This is a genomic window from Cellulomonas fengjieae (genome assembly GCF_018388465.1).
In the GTDB taxonomy this organism is placed as follows: domain Bacteria; phylum Actinomycetota; class Actinomycetes; order Actinomycetales; family Cellulomonadaceae; genus Cellulomonas; species Cellulomonas fengjieae.
The window spans coordinates 2,251,636-2,268,510 of sequence record NZ_CP074404.1; the positions used below are offsets into that span (position 1 = coordinate 2,251,636).

Here is a 16,875-nt window from a genome sequence, read left to right on the forward strand (position 1 = left end):
CGGACCTATCATCGAGCCGTGACCGTCTCGCTGACCTCCCAGGACCCTGCCCACCTCGCCGTCGACGCCCTCGTGGTCGCGGTCGCCCAGCGCGACGGCGCCCCCGTCGTCCTCGGCGCCGAGCGGCTCCCCGCGCAGCTGCGCACCGAGCTGGCCGACGCCGCCGCGCTCGGCGTCACCGGAGCGGCCGACGAGGTCCGCCGCCTGCCCGGCACGGGGCTCGCCGCCACGGTCGTCGTGCTGACCGGGGTCGGCCCCGAGGACAAGGTCACCCCGGAGGTGCTGCGCCGCGCGGCCGGCGCCGCCACCCGGGAGCTCGCCGGCACCGCGAGCGTGGGTCTGGCGCTCCCCGCCGACGACGCCGCGTCGGTGACCGCCGTCGCGGAGGGCGCCCTGTTCGGCGCGTACTCCTACACGCGGTACCGCGCCTCGGAGGTGACCAAGCAGGCTCCCGTGCGCGCGATCCAGGTCGTCACCGCCCACCCCCGCGACGCCGCGGCGCTGGCCGGGGCCGCCCGGGCGGCCATCGTGGCCGACGCCGTGCACGGCACGCGCGACCTCGTCAACGCCGCACCCAACGACCTGTACCCGGCCGCGTTCGCCGACGCCGCCAAGACCGCGGTCAAGGACTCGGGCGCCAAGGGCCTGAAGGTCACCGTGCTCGACGACAAGGCCCTGGCCGCCGGCGGGTACGGCGGCCTGCTCGGCGTCGGCCAGGGCTCCGTCCGCGGTCCTCGCCTGGTCAAGGTGGCCTACACGCCGTCGCGACCGAAGGCCAAGGTCGCGCTGGTCGGCAAGGGCATCACGTTCGACTCCGGCGGCATCTCGATCAAGCCCGCGGCCGGCATGGAGGCGATGAAGTCCGACATGGCCGGCGCGGCCGCGGTCCTGCACACCGTCATCGCCGCCGCACGGCTCGAGCTCCCCGTCGCCGTCACCGGCTGGCTCTGCCTCGCGGAGAACATGCCCTCCGGGACGGCTCAGCGTCCGTCCGACGTGCTCACGATCCGTGGCGGCACTACGGTCGAGGTCCTCAACACCGACGCGGAGGGGCGCCTCGTGATGGCGGACGGCCTCGTCGCGGCCGTCGAGGAGAAGCCGGACGCGGTCATCGACATCGCCACCCTCACGGGTGCGCAGGTGGTCGCGCTGGGGCACCGCGTCTCCGCCGTGATGGGGACCGACGACGTGCGCGGCGAGGTCGTCGCCGCGGCGCAGGCCAGCGGGGAGCAGTTCTGGCCGATGCCGTTGCCCAGCGACCTGCGCGCCGGCCTGAAGTCCAAGGTGGCCGACCTCGCCAACATCGGCGACCGCTTCGGCGGGATGCTGACCGCGGGCATCTTCCTGCAGGAGTTCGTCGGCCAGACGCCCTGGGCGCACCTCGACATCGCAGGGCCCGCCTACAACGAGCGCTCGGCCCACGGGTACACGCCGGTCGGCGGGACCGGCGTCGGCGTCCGGACGATGCTGGCCCTCCTCGAGGGCAGGGCACCGACCGCCTAGGGGTGCTTGCGCCTGTGCGCGAGCCGCTGCCGCGAGTTCCAGTCGCGCACGCGCTGCGGGTACCCGGTGCGCTGCACGTCGTACACGGGGATGCCGAGGTCGCGCGCCAGCTGCCAGGCGGTCTTCGGGTCGGGCACGCGGCGGCGGGTCCACTCGCCGTCGGTCGCGACGAGCATCATCGTCGTCGGGGTGTCGTGGGTCTGAGGTTCCACGTAGGCCTCGACGCCGACCCGCGTGCCGACGAAGTCCGTGAGGTGGGCGAGCGTGGCCGCACGGGCGTCCCGGTCGGTCGGGACGTCCGTCGGGGATGGCTTGCGGCGCGAGAACAGGCCCATGGCGCACGAGAGTAGCCTGCGGACCCATCGGTCCGTGGGGCGTGGTGGAGCCGATCCGGCCCGGCATTCATGGGACGTTTGTTCGGAGCGTCACACGCTCGCCGGAGCGGTCCAGGTCGTTCCACGGCTGCGGGGATGACAGGATGGTCGCGAGCTCGAGCCCACACGTCTGCGTATGAGGAGTCTGCACGTGGCCGACACGAACGGCACCGCTTTCGACATCGTCGTCCTGGGCGGAGGCAGTGGCGGCTATGCAGCCGCACTGCGGGCCGCGCAGCTGGGCAAGACCGTCGCCCTGATCGAGGCCGACAAGGTCGGCGGCACCTGCCTGCACTACGGGTGCATCCCGACCAAGGCGCTCCTGCACGCCGCCGAGCTGGCGGACGACGCCCGCCACGGTGCGCAGTTCGGGGTGCACACCACCCTGGACCGCATCGACATGAACGGTGTGAACGAGTACAAGGCCAACGTCATCGGCCGCCTCTACAAGGGCCTTCAGGGCCTGGTCAAGTCCCGCAAGATCACCGTCATCGACGGCTTCGGCAAGCTCGTCGCGCCGGACACCGTGGAGGTGAACGGCCAGCGGATCACCGGCGGCCACGTCATCCTCGCGACCGGCTCGTACGCGCGCTCGCTGCCCGGTCTGGAGATCGGCGGGCGCGTCGTCACGTCCGACCAGGCGCTCCAGCTCGACTGGGTGCCGAAGTCCGTGATCATCCTCGGCGGCGGGGTCATCGGCTCCGAGTTCGCCAGCGTGTGGAAGTCGTTCGGAGCGGACGTCACGATCATCGAGGCGCTCCCCCACCTGGTCCCCAACGAGGACGAGGCGCTGTCCAAGGCGTTCGAGCGTGCGTTCCGCAAGCGCGGCATCAACTTCAACCTCGGCGTGCGATTCTCGGGCGTGACCCAGGACGACAACGGCGTGCACGTCTCGCTCGAGGACGGCAAGACCTTCGACGCCGACCTGCTGCTCGTGGCCGTCGGTCGCGGCCCGCGCACGTCGGACGTCGGCTTCGAGGAGCAGGGCGTCACGCTCGACCGGGGCTTCGTCATCACCGACGAGCGTCTGCACACCGGTGTCGGCAACGTCTACGCGGTCGGCGACATCGTCCCCGGCCTGCAGCTCGCGCACCGCGGGTTCGCGCAGGGCATCTTCGTCGCCGAGGAGATCGCGGGCCTCAAGCCCGCGGCCATCGTCGAGTCCGGCATCCCGCGCGTGACGTACTCCGACCCCGAGGTCGCCTCGGTGGGTCTCACGGAGGCGCGCGCCAAGGAGGTGCACGGGGCCGACGGCGTCGAGACGCTCGAGTACAACCTGGGCGGCAACGGCAAGAGCCAGATCCTGGGCACGCAGGGCTTCATCAAGCTCGTGCGCCAGAAGGACGGTCCGGTCGTCGGCGTGCACATGATCGGTGCGCGCGTCGGCGAGCTCATCGGCGAGGGGCAGCTCATCGTGAACTGGGAGGCGTACCCCGAAGACGTCGCCTCGCTCGTGCACGCACACCCCACGCAGAACGAGGCCCTCGGTGAGGCGCACCTCGCGCTCGCCGGCAAGCCGCTGCACGCCCACAACTGACCTCACGAATCAAAGGAGACACGAGCGGTCATGTCCGACAACGTGCAGCTGCCCGCCCTCGGTGAGTCCGTCACCGAGGGGACCGTCACCCGCTGGCTGAAGAACGTGGGCGACACGGTGGAGGTCGACGAGCCGCTGCTCGAGATCTCGACCGACAAGGTCGACACCGAGATCCCGTCGCCGTTCGCCGGCGTGCTCGAGCAGATCCTGGTCCAGGAGGACGAGACCGTCGAGGTCGGCGCCACCCTGGCGGTCATCGGATCCGGCGAGGGTTCGCCCTCGCAGGACGCCGCGCCCGCGCAGGAGCAGGCCGAGCCCGCCGAGCAGGAGGCGCCCGCGCAGGAGGCGCCCGCCGAGGAGTCGGCGGCCGAGGCGACCCCGGCGCAGCAGTCCGTCGAGCAGCACGAGGAGGCCGGCGAGGCGCCGGCTCCCGCGGCCGAGGGTGGTGACGACGCACCGGCGGCTGCCGCCGGTGGCGACGGCGCCGGCACCGGCGAGAACGTCACGCTGCCCGCCCTGGGCGAGTCGGTCACCGAGGGCACCGTCACCCGCTGGCTCAAGGCGGTCGGCGACGAGGTCGCGGTCGACGAGCCGCTGCTCGAGATCTCCACCGACAAGGTCGACACGGAGATCCCGTCGCCGTTCGCCGGGACGCTGCAGCAGATCCTCGTCCAGGAGGACGAGACGGTCGAGGTCGGTGCGGTGCTCGCCGTGATCGGCTCCGGCGCCGCGCCCGCCTCGACCCCCGAGCCGGCCGCGCAGCCCGCACCCGCGCAGGAGAAGGCGCCCGAGCCTTCGCAGGAGGAGGCGCCCGAGCCTGCGCAGGAGAAGGCACCCGAGCCGCAGAGCGCGCCCGAGCCGTCGGCCGAGCAGGAGTCGTCCACCCAGGCCGCCCCCGCCCCGGTCCCGGCCACGCCGACCCCGGCACCCGTGCCCGCCACCTCGGCACCCGCACCCGCGGCCGGCAGCACGCCGTCGGCGTCCGGCACGTACCTCACGCCGCTCGTCCGCAAGCTCGCGGCCGAGAAGGGCGTCGACGTGACCGCCCTCGTCGGCACCGGCGTCGGTGGCCGCATCCGCAAGGAGGACGTCCTCGAGGCGGCAGCCAAGGCGGAGTCGGAGAAGGCAGCCAAGGCCCAGGCCGCGGAGGCGAAGCCCGCCGCCGCACCTGCACCGGCCGCCAAGCCGGCGGCCGTCCCGGCGGTCTCCCCGCTGCGTGGGACCACCGAGAAGGCGAGCCGGCTGCGCCAGATCATCGCCGAGCGCATGGTCGACGCCCTGCACTCGCAGGCGCAGCTGACCACGGTCGTCGAGGTCGACGTGACCCGGGTGGCACGCCTGCGCGCCCGCGCCAAGGAGGACTTCAAGGCCCGCGAGGGTGTCAACCTCACCTTCCTGCCGTTCTTCGTGCTGGCCGCGATCGAGGGTCTCAAGGCGTTCCCGAAGATCAACGGCGTGCTCGAGGGCAACCAGATCACGTACCACGCCCAGGAGAACGTCGGCATCGCGGTCGACACGGAGAAGGGCCTGCTCGTCCCTGTCATCCGCGACGCGGGCGACCTGAACCTCGCCGGCATCTCGCGCAAGATCGTCGACCTCGCCGGCCGCACGCGGCAGAACAAGGTTACGCCGGACGAACTGAGCGGTGCGACCTTCACGGTCACCAACACCGGTTCGGGCGGGGCGATCATCGATACGCCGATCGTCCCGGGCGGCACGTCGGCGATCCTGGGCACGGGCGCGATCGTCAAGCGCCCCGTGGTCATCCAGGACGCCGACGGCGCCGAGGTGATCGCCATCCGGTCGATGTGCTACCTGTCGCTGTCGTACGACCACCGCCTGGTCGACGGCGCCGACGCGTCCCGCTACCTCGCGGCGGTCAAGAACCGCATCGAAGAGGGCGCGTTCGAGTCCGAGGTCGGGCTCTGACCACGACCCGCTGACGCACGACGACGGCCCGGTACCCCTCGAGGGTGCCGGGCCGTCGTCGTCGACCGACCGTAAGGTGAACGCCATGCTCGTCGTCATCGCAGGATCGCACGGGTTCATCGGCACCGCCCTCGTCCCGCACCTGCGGCGCAGCGGCCACGAGGTCCGCATCCTCGTGCGGGCGGAGGCGCACGGTCCGGCCGAGATCCCGTGGGACCCCGGCACGGGACGCCTCGACCCGCACGCGCTCGCCGGCGCCGACGCGGTCGTCAACCTGGCCGGCGTCAACGTCGGCTCGAGGCCGCTCACCGCCGCCCGCAAGCGCGAGGTGCTCTCGTCACGGCTGCTCACCACCGACCTGCTGTCACGGACGCTCGCCTCCCTCGACGACCGGCCACGGGTGCTGCTCCAGGCATCGGGGATCGGCGCCTACGGCTCGCGCGGCGACGACGTGCTCGACGAGGGCGAGCCCCTGGGAACGACCTTCTTCGCGGGCGTCGTGCGCCGGTGGGAGGCCGCGACGGCGCCCGCGCAGGACGCCGAGGTCCGCGTCGTCCACCTGCGCACGGGCATCGTGCTGGGACAGGGTGGCGGTGCGCTCGGCCGCCTGCTCCCCGTGCTCAAGGCGGGTCTCGGCGGTCGCCTCGGGTCCGGTCGGCAGTTCTGGCCGTGGATCACGCTGGTGGACGAGGTCCGGGCGATCGAGCACCTGCTGACCGCCCCGGTGCACGGCCCGGTGAACCTCGTGACCGCCCCGTCCCGCAACGCCGAGGTGGTGGCCGCGCTCGCCCGGGCGCTGCACCGGCCGGTGGTCGTGCCCGTCCCCGCGTTCGCGCTGCGTGCCGTGCTCGGCGACTTCTCCTCGGAGGTTCTCGGGTCGATCCGGGCCGTCCCGGCGGTGCTGGACGCGAGCGGCTTCGTGCCGACACACGGCGACCTGCGGAGCGCCGCCGAGTGGGTGGCCCGGGCGCGCTGACGTCACTGCTGCTCCACGACGTCCCAGACCCGCCAGCCCTGCGCCGTCCAGCGCAGCCCCAGGACGACCGTCCGGGCAGGCGAGGCCGGCACCGCTGTGACGGCACCGTCGTCCGTGACGCGCGAGTGCGCCGACATCACCGCCGTCACAGCCACGTCGGTGGTGCCCCCGCGCGTCCCGTCGTCCGGCACGAGCCACGCATCGCGCACGTCCACCGTCAGCCCGTCCACCGTCGCACCCCCCAGGCCGTCGAGCAGTCGCGTGTCGGCCGCGTGGGCCGGGCCGTCGGCGATCTCGACGTCGACCAGCCGGGCGGCGTCGCCGGACCGGACGATCTGCGTCCGCGCGCTGCTGAGCTCGATCGCGGCCCGGACCGGGTCGTCCGACGGTGCGGCGGGCGCGCCCGACGACGGCCGGTCGAGGTGGCGCCACGCGACCGCTCCGCCGCCCAGCAGGACCGCGACCGTCAGGGTGGCCGCGAGCACCCGGCCCCGCAGTCGGCGCCGGCGCCGCTGCCGGCGTGACGCACCCGCCGCCGGGTCGTGCCCGCGCGCGATCGCGGCCAGCGCCGACGACGCACGCGCGCCCGCGTCGGGCAGCCGCACCGGGGCGGGCTCCGTCGCCTCGAAGCACCGGTCCACCACCTGGTCGGCGCCGAGGCCGGGCAGGGTCAGCAGGTCGGTGAGCGCCTCCCGCAGACCGGGTGCCCCCGCCGGGTCGGCGACGAGGTGCACGTCCGCGTCGGGCATCTGCGCGAGGACCGTGCTGACCAGCCGGCGCACGTCGCCCTCCGCGTCCGCCGCACCCGTCAGGGCACCACGCAGCTCCGTGAGCATCGGACGCCCGTCGGGCCGGACCACGATCGACGACCCGCTCACGGCACCGTGAGCCAGGCCGGCCCGGTGCAGCGCGTCGAGCGCACCGGCGACCGGGATGGCCACCGTCGCGGCCTCGCCGTCGGCGAGCGGGGCGCGCGCGGTCCGGACCTGCTCGAGGGTCAGGCCGTCGACGTGCTCGACGACGAGCCCGGTCCGGCCCGGCGACAGCTCTACGACGTCGAGGACCCGGGGCAGGTGCTCGTGCCGCAGGGCGCGCATCCGCCGGGCACGCTCCGTCAGCCCGGCGTCAGCGACCGCGGCGACCACGTGGAGCTCGAGTCGCCGCTCGGAGCCGTCCGACGCGACCGCGAGCCAGCCGGCACCGGCCACGGCGACGGGCTCGAAGCCCGCGGCCGCGAGTGCGTCCGCCACGTCGGTCGGCACGAGGAAGCGGTCCATGAGCGTCATCCAAGACCGCTCGGGCCGAGGGCGTCGGCCGTCATCCACAGCCCGTCAGGGCAGTGCGACCACCCGGCGCTCGGCGGCGGACAGCAGTGCCGCGTCCAGGACGCGGGCGGTCCGGACAGCGTCCTCGGGGTCCACGGGAGGCGGTCCCCCGTCCTGCACCCACCGCACGACGGCGCGGTACAGGTCGACGTGCCCGCCGGGCGCCCGGGGCACGGGCCGGCGGTCGGCGCCGCGCACCAGCCATCCCTCGTGCACGGGCTCGCCCGGGCGTCGCGTCTCCTCGTAGGCGTCGTCGAGCGCAGCGAACGGGGTCGGCTCCCCCTCGAAGCTGGTCACCAGGTAGGCCGCCGCGTCGCCGAGCACCCGGGTGCGGGGACCGGGCGCACCGACCACCGCGCCGGCCTGCAGGTGGCTGACCACCCCGCCGGCGTGCTCGAGGGCGAGGAAGACGTCGTCCACCGCCGGGGTGCTGCGGGCATGCAGCTCGGCGAAGACGTGCGCGACGGGGCCGAACAGCTGCACCGCCGAGTCCACCAGGTGGGCGCCGAGGTCCAGCAGCAGACCGCCGCTGTCGGGGTCGTTCTCCTTCCAGCGGTCCTGCGGGACCGGCCGGAACCGCTCCCAGCGCCGCTCGAACCGGTGCACGGCGCCCAGCTCACCGCCGGCGAGCAGCCCGCGCAGGGTCAGCTGCTCGCTGTCCCAGCGGCGGTTCTGGAAGACAGTGAGCCGCCCGTCGGCTCGTCCCACCAGGAGCTCCGCGTCGGCGGTGGACGTGGCCAGCGGCTTGTCGACGAGCACGTGCACGCCCGCGTCGAGCGCGGCCAGCACGTGCGCGACGTGCTCACCCGTCGGGCTCGCGATCACCACGAGGTCGAACGAGTCCGCACTCTCGAGCAGGGCGGCGACGTCCGGGACCACGGTCGCACCGGGCCAGTCCGCCTCGACCTGGTCCGCGCGATGGCGCGTGACCACGCAGGTCACGCGCTGCCCGGCCTCGCGCAGCAACCGCGCATGGATCCCCCGGCCGGCGGCCCCGTACCCCACCAGTGCGACCCGCAAGGCGTCCATGCGCCTCACTCTAGGTGGGTCGTCCCACCTCGGGAGCGGCCGTGTGCTGCCCGTGCTCCGGGCGGCGCGACAGGGCGCTCGGCCACCAGGTCCGACGGCCGATGTCGTGCACGAGCGCGGGCACCAGGAGGCTGCGCACCACGAACGTGTCCAGCAGGACACCGAAGGCCACGATGAACGCAATCTGCGCGAGGAACAGGAGCGGGATGATCCCCAGTGCGGCGAACGTCGTCGCCAGGACGACGCCGGCCGACGTGATGACGCCTCCGGTCACGGCGAGCCCCCGGATGACGCCCGCACGCGTCCCGACCTTCACCGACTCCTCGCGCACCCGGGTCATCAGGAAGATCGAGTAGTCGACCCCGAGGGCCACCAGGAAGACGAACGCGAACAGCGGGACAACGGGGTCCGCCCCCGCGTAGTCGAAGACGTGGTTGAACACGATCGCCGAGACGCCCAGCGCCGCGGCGAACGACAGCACGTTCGCGCCGAGCAGGAGCGCTGCCGCGACAACCGATCGCAGCAGGGCCATCAGGATCAGGCCGATGACCAGCAGCACCACCGGGACGATCACGCGGACGTCCCGCTCGCTGGAGCGCTGCGTGTCCAGGGTCTCCGCCGCGGCTCCCCCGACCAGTGCGGAGGGGCTGACCTCGTGCACCGCGGTGCGGACGTCCTCGACCGTGGCGACGCCCTCCTGCGTGTCCGCGGAGGCCGCGGTGGTCACGTCGAGGCGCACGCGTCCGTCGACGACGACCGGGGGCGCATCCGTGGCGGGTGCGCCTGGCCCACCGGGCGCACCGGTGTACGGGACGACCGCGTCGACTCCCTCGACGGCCTCGGCGGCCGTCGTGACGGCGTCCACGTCGCCCTCGTCGACGATGACGATCGCAGGCTGCACCGCTCCGGCCGGGAAGTGCTCGGCCAGGACCTCCTCGCCGGAGACCGCGTCGACGTCGGTCAGGAACACGTCCACCTGGTTGGTGCCGGACGCCTTGAGCGTGGGCAGGAACGCCGCCCCGACGCAGAGCGCCAGAGCCGTGATGATCCACACCGGTCTGGCCCTGCGCCCGACGAAGCGCGCGAGCCGCGGCCAGAGGCCGGGTCCGTCCGCCGGGTCCGGCTCGGCCGCCTGGTCGACGTGCGCGTGCTCGCCGCCGGCGCTCACCACGGCGGTCTGGACCCGGGGCGCGCGCGGCCAGAACAGGGCACGGGAGCGCTTGCCGAGCAGGAGCAGCAGGGCGGGCAGGAGCGTGAGAGCACCCAGCAGGGCCGACGCGATGCCGATCGCGGCCACCGGTCCGAGGCTGCGGTTCGAGCCGAGGTCGGACAGCAGCAGGCAGAGCACACCGGCGATCACCGTCCCGGCGCTGGCGGCGATGGGCTCCACGCACGCCCTCAGCGCGCGGCGCATGGCATCGGCGGGATGCTCCACGTGCAGCAGCTCTTCCCGGTACCGGGCGACCAGCAGCAGGGCATAGTCCACCGACGCGCCGACCACCAGGATCGACAGGATGCCCTGGGACTGCCCGTTCAGGACCAGGGTCCCGTTCTTGGCCAGGTTGTAGACGACGAGGCCCGCCAGGCACAGTGCGAACACGGCGGTGAGGATCACGACGAAGGGCAGGAACGGGGAGCGGTAGACGACGGCCAGGATCAGCAGGACCGCGCCCAGGGCGACGAAGAGCAGCACGCCGTCGATCCCGCCGAACGCCGTGACGAGGTCCGCCACGAACCCGGCGGGACCGGTGACCCAGGCCTGCAGGCCCAGGTCCCCCGCCGACGTCGCCGTGGCGCCGAGGTCCTCCTCGAGGGACTCGCGCAGCGCGACGACGAAGGAGCCGGAGACCCGCTCCTCGCCGGCCAGCAGCTCTTCGGCCTTCCCCCCGTCCAAGGACAGCGCGACGAGCAGGGCCTCACCGTCCTGCGCCGGGACGACGGCGACCTCGCCCATGAGGTAGTCGGACCAGGTGCCCTCGTTCCCGGGCGGCAGCGCCAGGTCGGGCACCTCCTGCGCCCACTCCTGCACTGCGGCCAGCTGGTCGGGGGTGATCTCGCTGCCGTCCGCCGGCTGGAGGACCACGAGCGCGGGGAGCGTCTCCGTCTCGACGAAGCCCCTGCTCTCCTGCGCCGCACGGGTGGACTCGGCGGAGGACGGCAGGAACGCCGCGGCATCATTCGTCTGAACCTGAGACAGTTTGCCCTGGGCAACACCGCCGACCGACCCGATGCCGAGCCACACGACCAGGGCGACCGCAACGAGGACGGCGCGGACGAGTGTGGACCGGCGATTACTCAGCATGCTGAGTATCATCGGTGTGGATCGTCGATACGGCAAATGGAGGCACGAGCGTGCAGGAGGACAGCGGGCCGGCTCGGGCGCTCGATCCCGCGTCGCCCGATCCCGCCCAGTGGCCCGTCGGACGACTGCTGTCCGCCGCCTCCCGGCGCGTCGAGCGGGACTGGAACGCGCACCTGGCCAACTGGGACCTCAACCACGCGAGCCTGCCGGTCCTGGCCCACCTCCAGCGCGGTCCGATGTCGCAGCGCGAGCTCGCCGCGGCGTGCGGCGTCACGGAGCAGACCACGAGCCGGGTGCTGGCCCGCATGGAACGCACGGGCTACGTGACACGCAGCCCGCACCCCGACGACCGACGTCGCCACGTGATCGCGATCACCGACGCCGGCCGACAGGCCTTCATCGTCTCCGCGGACCGTGACCTCGCGGAGAACCTCGTGACGCGGGACCTCACCGCCGAGCAGGCGGAGCAGCTGCGCCGGCTGCTCGCGGTCGTCGCGCTGCCGGACCCGGCCCGACGGACGACGGACTAGCCTGACGGCCATGCTGTTCGACGCGCTCGACCTCGGCACCCGTCTGGTCCCCTACGAGCCGACATGGCAGCTGCAGCGAGAGGTGCACGCGGCCGTGGCGGACGGCACCCGCGAGGACGTCGTGCTGCTCTGCGAGCACGAGGACGTCTACACGGCGGGGCGGCGCACGGCGTCGTGGGACCGTCCGGTCGACGGGACGCCGGTCGTGGACGTGGACCGGGGCGGTCGGATCACCTGGCACGGGCCGGGTCAGCTGGTCGGCTACCCCATCGTGCGGCTCGCGACCCCCGTCGACGTCGTCCGCTACGTGCGGGTCCTCGAGGAGGCGCTCATCCGGACGTGCGCGGACCTGGGGCTGACCGCGATCCGCGTCGAGGGGCGCAGCGGCGTCTGGTTCGCCGCCGACACGGACCGCGGGCTGCGCGAGCGCAAGGTCGCGGCGATCGGGGTGCGCGTATCGCGCGGCGTGACCATGCACGGCTTCGCGCTGAACTGCGAGCCGGACCTCGCAGCGTTCGACCGCATCGTGCCGTGCGGCATCGACGACGCGGACGTCACCTCGCTGTCCGTCGAGGCCGGGCGGAGCGTGCCGATCGCCGAGGTCGTGCCGCTCGTCAGCGGCCACCTGCTCGACACGCTGCCGCCGATCCTGCACGCCGGGCAGGCCGCCGCCCGGGTGTGACGCACGACTCCCCCCGCCGCCGACCCCGCGGGTTAGTCTGACCGACGTGACGATCGCAGCCGATGGCCGACGCATGCTCCGCATCGAGGCGCGCAACTCCGAGACGCCGATCGAACGCAAGCCGGAGTGGATCCGTACCCGCGCGACCATGGGTCCGGCGTACACCGAGCTCAAGGGCCTGGTGAAGCGCGAGGGGCTGAACACGGTCTGCGAGGAAGCCGGCTGCCCCAACATCTTCGAGTGCTGGGAGGACCGCGAGGCCACGTTCCTCATCGGCGGCGACCAGTGCACGCGGCGCTGCGACTTCTGCCAGATCGACACGGGCAAGCCGGCCGCGTTCGACGCCGACGAGCCGCGCCGTGTCGCTGCATCGGTGCAGGCCATGGGGCTGAAGTACTCGACCGTGACCGGTGTGGCGCGCGACGACCTGCCCGACGGCGGCGCCTGGCTCTACGCCGAGACCGTCCGCCAGATCCACGCGGTCAACCCCGGCACGGGCGTCGAGCTGCTCATCCCCGACTTCAACGCGACCCCCGAGCTGCTGGCCGAGGTGTTCTCCTCGCGCCCCGAGGTGCTGGCCCACAACCTCGAGACCGTCCCCCGGATCTTCAAGCAGATCCGTCCCGGCTTCCGCTACGACCGCTCGCTGTCGGTCCTGACCGCGGCCCGCGAGGCCGGCCTGGTCACCAAGTCCAACCTGATCCTCGGCATGGGTGAGACGACCGAGGAGGTCGTGGAGGCGCTCGCCCAGCTGCACGAGGCCGGCTGCGACCTCATCACCATCACGCAGTACCTGCGCCCGTCCGTCCGGCACCACCCCGTGTCGCGCTGGGTGCGCCCCGAGGAGTTCGTCGAGCTGTCGCAGGAGGCCGAGCGCCTCGGGTTCCTGGGAGTCATGTCGGGCCCGCTGGTGCGCTCGTCGTACCGCGCCGGGCGGCTCTGGGGCCAGGCGATGCGCCGCTACGACCGGCCGATCCCCGAGGCGCTCGCCCACCTCGCCGAGCCGACGACCTCCCGCCAGGAGGCGGCGAGCCTGCTCGCCCGCTGAGGGGTCAGCACCGGCCCGATACGTCGGTAGACTTCGGGCCTATGGCCCGCAACAGCGCCCCCGAGGCGGCACCCGCACCCAAGGTGAAGAAGACCCGCTGGTACCACCAGGTGTGGCAGGCGTACCAGATGACCCGCAAGAACGACCCCGCGGTCACCTGGATCATCCTCGCGGTGTTCTTCGGCATCCTCGCGCTGGGCCTGATCATCGGGTTCCTGGTCAACGCATGGGTCTACGTCCTGCTCCTCAGCATCCCGTTCGCGCTGCTCGGAGCGATGTTCATCCTCGCCCGGCGCGCGGAGACGGCCGCGTACACGCAGATCGAGGGCCAGCCGGGGGCGGCGTACGCCGCGCTGGGAACCATCCGCCGCGGCTGGACCTTCACGCAGGAGCCCGTCGCAATCGACCCCCGCACCCAGGACCTCGTGTTCCGCGGCGTGGGCCGTGCCGGTGTCGTCCTCGTCGGCGAGGGCCCGGCGCCGCGCATCGCCAAGCTCCTGGAGTCCGAGCGCAAGCGCACCGCGCGGGTCATCTCCGGTGCCCCCATCACGCTCATCCAGGTGGGCAACGGCGAGGACCAGGTGCCGCTGCGCAAGCTGCCGCGCGCCGTCCAGAAGCTGCGCCCGAAGCTGAGCAAGCAGGAGGTGGCCGAGGTGAACAAGCGGCTCACCGCGCTCGGTGGCGTCAAGCTCCCCGTGCCCAAGGGCGTCGACCCCATGCGCGCGCGTCCCGACCGCAAGGGCATGCGCGGCCGCTGATCGCGCCGATGACGCAGCGCTGGAACCACAACACGCACTACCACCGGCTCGCCCTGCGGGCAGCGGCGGGCGCTCGCACCGCACTGGATGTCGGGTGCGGCGAAGGCCTCCTGACCCGAGAGCTGCGCGCGTCGGGCGTCGCGGCGGTCACCGGGCTCGACCTCGACGCCGAGCAGGTCGCACAGGCGCGGGCGCAGGGCGGCGACGGGCTCCGGTACCTCGTCGGCAACATCCTCGAGGTACCCGACGACGGTCGCTTCGACCTGGTGACGTGCTACGCGACGCTGCACCATCTCCCCCTCGACCACGGCCTGCGACGGCTGCGGGACCTCGTCGCTCCCGGGGCCACCTGGTCGTCGTCGGGCTCGCCCGGGTCCGCAGCCCTGTGGACGCCGCGCTCAGCCTCGCGGCGGTGCCGGTGGCGAAGGTCGTCGATCGCGCGCGCGGGACCTGGGAGCACGGCGCCCCGATGCGCGATCCCGAGCACAGCTACGGCGAGATCCGGACCGCCGCGCAACAGATCCTGCCGGGAGCACGATGGGGACGACGCCTGTACTGGCGCTACAGCCTGGTCTGGCAGGCAGCCGCCTGATCGGTCAGCGCCGCACGATCGCGGTGCCGGCCACCCGGTCGTGCAGCCCCCGCCCGTCGGAGTCCCACACCACGGCGGGGACGACCAGGCACAGCAGCAGCGTGCGGGTGAGGGCGCTCAGGAAGCCCGGCGCCCGCGTCGCCCAGCCCGCGTCGACCCGGCTCTGCCCCGGGAAGACCCGGCGCACCCTCAGCCCGAGCAGACGGTGCCCGAGCGTGTACCCGAGCGAGCCGACCAGCACGATGTTCTCGACCACGAAGATGGCGAGCGTCGCCGTCGGGTTGCCCCGGCTGAGCAGGAAGGCGTCGGGCGCCGTCGCGAAGACGGCCGCCGAGATCAGCAGGCACGCCACCCAGTCGATCACCAGCGCGACCAGCCGACGGCCGAGCGGCGCCGGAGAACCGGGGCCGTCCGCGGGCAGTCCCAGCCGCCGACCGCGGGCCGCCGCGGCGGCTCCCGCCCCGTCGGGCTCGCCGGTCCCGCCGCCGAGCCACGAGCTGAGGTCCCGTCGATCTGCCACCCGACGAGGGTAGGCGACCCGGCTGAGCACGACCGCCACCGCACCGAAACCTCGCCGACACAGGCCTCTCCTACGGTGGGCGAGATGCGACCGCAAGGGCAGGTCTGCAGGGCATAGGGTCAGCAGTCGTTACACGAGGGCTGGTCCCGTAACGCTGTCGAAACACTTGGTACACGACAGAGAAATCCGGCGCTCGTAGCCTCACCTTGCCCGACCCCACGGGTACCACCGACCGAGGAGCAGCGGATGTTCAGCAAGCCAGAGGAAGTCCTGGCCTTCATCAAGAGCGAGGACGTGAAGTTCGTCGACGTCCGGTTCTGTGACCTGCCCGGCACGATGCAGCACTTCAACGTCCCGGCCTACTCGCTGGATCTCGACTTCTTCACGGACGGCCAGATGTTCGACGGATCCTCGATCCGCGGCTTCCAGGCGATCCACGAGTCGGACATGAAGTTGATCCCGGACATCGGCACCGCCTACATCGACCCCTTCCGGGTCGAGAAGACGCTGAACATCAACTTCCACATCGTCGACCCGTACACCGACGAGCCCTACAGCCGCGACCCGCGTCAGGTCGCCGCGAAGGCCGAGGCGTACCTGAAGTCGACCGGCATCGCCGACACCGCCTTCTTCGCCCCCGAGGCGGAGTTCTACATCTTCGACGACGTCCGCTTCCACACGAAGCAGAACGAGTCGTTCTACTCGATCGACTCCTTCGAGGCGGCCTGGAACACCGGTCGCAAGGAGGAGGGCGGCAACCTCGGCCACAAGATCCCCTACAAGGGCGGCTACTTCCCGGTCCCCCCGGTCGACGGCTTCTCCGACATCCGCGACCAGATCAGCCTGCAGCTGGACGCCCTCGGCCTCGGTGTCGAGCGCGCCCACCACGAGGTCGGCACCGCCGGCCAGCAGGAGATCAACTACCGCTTCGACAAGCTCGCGATCTCCGGCGACAAGGTCATGCTCTTCAAGTACGTCGTGAAGAACGTGGCCCACGAGAACGGCAAGACGGCGACCTTCATGCCGAAGCCGCTCTTCGGTGACAACGGCTCCGGCATGCACGTGCACCAGTCCCTGTGGAAGGACGGCCAGCCGCTGTTCTTCGACGAGAAGGGGTACGGCGGCCTGTCCGACCTGGCGCGCTGGTACATCGGTGGCCTGCTCAAGCACGCGCCCTCGCTGCTGGCGTTCACCAACCCCACGGTGAACTCCTACCACCGCCTGGTCCCCGGCTTCGAGGCCCCCGTCAACCTGGTCTACTCGGCCCGCAACCGCTCCGCGTGCATCCGCATCCCGGTCACCGGTTCGAACCCGAAGGCCAAGCGCGTCGAGTTCCGCGTCCCGGACCCGTCGTCGAACCCGTACCTGGCGTTCTCGGCCATGCTCATGGCCGGCATCGACGGCATCCAGAACCGGATCGAGCCGCCGGACCCGGTGGACAAGGACCTGTACGAGCTGCCCCCCGAGGAGCACGCCCAGATCCAGCAGGTCCCTGGTTCGCTCGGCGAGGTCCTCGACAACCTCGAGGCCGACCACGACTTCCTCACGGCGGGCAACGTGTTCACGCCCGACCTGATCGCGACGTGGATCGACTACAAGCGCAACGCCGAGGTCGACCCGATCCGGCTGCGTCCGCACCCGCACGAGTTCGAGCTGTACTACGACGTCTGATCGTCAGCGCTCACGGCTGCTCCCGTGAGCGCCTGACCTGCAGTAACGGCACCCCCGTCACCCTCGTGGTGGCGGGGGTGCCCCACGTTTGCCACAAGA

15 protein-coding genes and 1 pseudogene are annotated in these 16,875 nt (G+C 72.6%); 11 read left to right on the forward strand and 5 right to left on the reverse strand.

Going from position 1 to position 16,875, the window contains the following annotated elements; genetic code table 11:
* Positions 1-18 precede the first annotated feature (18 nt).
* A complete protein-coding gene (locus tag KG102_RS10460; RefSeq protein ID WP_208288972.1) occupies positions 19-1,503 on the forward strand; it encodes a leucyl aminopeptidase in 1,485 nt (494 codons plus the stop codon).
* Here KG102_RS10460 and KG102_RS10465 read toward each other — a convergent pair.
* Positions 1,500-1,838 carry an oxidoreductase gene (locus KG102_RS10465; RefSeq protein WP_208214464.1) on the reverse strand — a complete coding sequence of 113 codons (339 nt, stop codon included), beginning with the start codon at positions 1,836-1,838 and terminating at the stop codon, positions 1,500-1,502. The genes KG102_RS10460 and KG102_RS10465 overlap by 4 nt on opposite strands.
* A 175-nt stretch (positions 1,839-2,013) precedes the next feature.
* Here KG102_RS10465 and lpdA point away from each other — a divergent pair, with 175 nt between their 5' ends.
* The 3 genes from lpdA (at position 2,014) to KG102_RS10480 (ending at position 6,319) form a co-directional block, all read left to right on the forward strand.
* A complete protein-coding gene (lpdA, locus tag KG102_RS10470; RefSeq protein WP_407645195.1) occupies positions 2,014-3,414 on the forward strand; it encodes a dihydrolipoyl dehydrogenase in 1,401 nt (466 codons plus the stop codon).
* 30 nt (positions 3,415-3,444) lie between these two features.
* Entirely contained in the window at positions 3,445-5,343 is a 1,899-nt protein-coding gene (sucB, locus tag KG102_RS10475) for a 2-oxoglutarate dehydrogenase, E2 component, dihydrolipoamide succinyltransferase (protein ID WP_208288970.1), read from the forward strand.
* A gap of 85 nt (positions 5,344-5,428) precedes the next feature.
* A complete protein-coding gene (locus KG102_RS10480; RefSeq protein WP_208288969.1) occupies positions 5,429-6,319 on the forward strand; it encodes a TIGR01777 family oxidoreductase in 891 nt (296 codons plus the stop codon).
* Between the two features lie 2 nt (positions 6,320-6,321).
* Here KG102_RS10480 and KG102_RS10485 read toward each other — a convergent pair whose 3' ends face one another.
* From KG102_RS10485 to KG102_RS10495, 3 genes are read right to left on the reverse strand one after another with little or no spacing between them, the layout of a single operon-like run.
* Positions 6,322-7,605 carry a protein kinase family protein gene (locus KG102_RS10485; RefSeq protein WP_208288968.1) on the reverse strand — a complete coding sequence of 428 codons (1,284 nt, stop codon included), beginning with the start codon at positions 7,603-7,605 and terminating at the stop codon, positions 6,322-6,324.
* Positions 7,606-7,650: 45 nt separating this feature from the next.
* Positions 7,651-8,673 (reverse strand): Gfo/Idh/MocA family oxidoreductase, encoded by a 1,023-nt coding sequence (locus KG102_RS10490; protein WP_208288967.1) that lies wholly within the window; start codon positions 8,671-8,673, stop codon positions 7,651-7,653.
* 10 nt (positions 8,674-8,683) lie between these two features.
* Positions 8,684-10,987, reverse strand: a complete 2,304-nt coding sequence (locus KG102_RS10495) for an MMPL family transporter (protein WP_208288966.1) — start codon at positions 10,985-10,987, stop codon at positions 8,684-8,686.
* A 38-nt stretch (positions 10,988-11,025) separates the two neighbouring features.
* On the opposite strand from KG102_RS10495, the gene KG102_RS10500 reads away from it, so the two are divergent.
* From KG102_RS10500 to KG102_RS10525, 6 genes and pseudogenes are all read left to right on the forward strand, one after another.
* Positions 11,026-11,505 carry a MarR family winged helix-turn-helix transcriptional regulator gene (locus tag KG102_RS10500; RefSeq protein WP_208214471.1) on the forward strand — a complete coding sequence of 160 codons (480 nt, stop codon included), beginning with the start codon at positions 11,026-11,028 and terminating at the stop codon, positions 11,503-11,505.
* A 10-nt stretch (positions 11,506-11,515) separates the two neighbouring features.
* On the forward strand, positions 11,516-12,187 hold the full coding sequence (lipB, locus tag KG102_RS10505) for a lipoyl(octanoyl) transferase LipB (RefSeq protein ID WP_208288965.1): 672 nt from the start codon (positions 11,516-11,518) through the stop codon (positions 12,185-12,187).
* 46 nt (positions 12,188-12,233) lie between these two features.
* On the forward strand, positions 12,234-13,235 hold the full coding sequence (gene lipA / locus KG102_RS10510) for a lipoyl synthase (RefSeq protein ID WP_208214473.1): 1,002 nt from the start codon (positions 12,234-12,236) through the stop codon (positions 13,233-13,235).
* Positions 13,236-13,276: 41 nt separating this feature from the next.
* On the forward strand, positions 13,277-13,993 hold the full coding sequence (locus KG102_RS10515) for a DUF4191 domain-containing protein (RefSeq protein ID WP_208214474.1): 717 nt from the start codon (positions 13,277-13,279) through the stop codon (positions 13,991-13,993).
* Positions 13,994-14,001: 8 nt separating this feature from the next.
* A pseudogene (locus KG102_RS19045) lies at positions 14,002-14,280 on the forward strand (class I SAM-dependent methyltransferase); the annotation flags it as partial.
* Positions 14,281-14,378: 98 nt separating this feature from the next.
* A complete protein-coding gene (locus tag KG102_RS10525; protein ID WP_208288964.1) occupies positions 14,379-14,585 on the forward strand; it encodes a hypothetical protein in 207 nt (68 codons plus the stop codon).
* A 4-nt stretch (positions 14,586-14,589) separates the two neighbouring features.
* Here the strand turns inward: KG102_RS10525 and KG102_RS10530 are convergent, their stop codons facing one another.
* Complete coding sequence (locus tag KG102_RS10530) at positions 14,590-15,105, reverse strand: RDD family protein (protein ID WP_208288963.1); 516 nt, start codon at positions 15,103-15,105, stop codon at positions 14,590-14,592.
* Between the two features lie 246 nt (positions 15,106-15,351).
* On the opposite strand from KG102_RS10530, the gene glnA reads away from it, so the two are divergent.
* Positions 15,352-16,776: a type I glutamate--ammonia ligase gene (glnA, locus tag KG102_RS10535; RefSeq protein ID WP_208214477.1), complete on the forward strand. Its 1,425-nt coding sequence runs from the start codon at positions 15,352-15,354 to the stop codon at positions 16,774-16,776.
* Positions 16,777-16,875 lie beyond the last annotated feature (99 nt).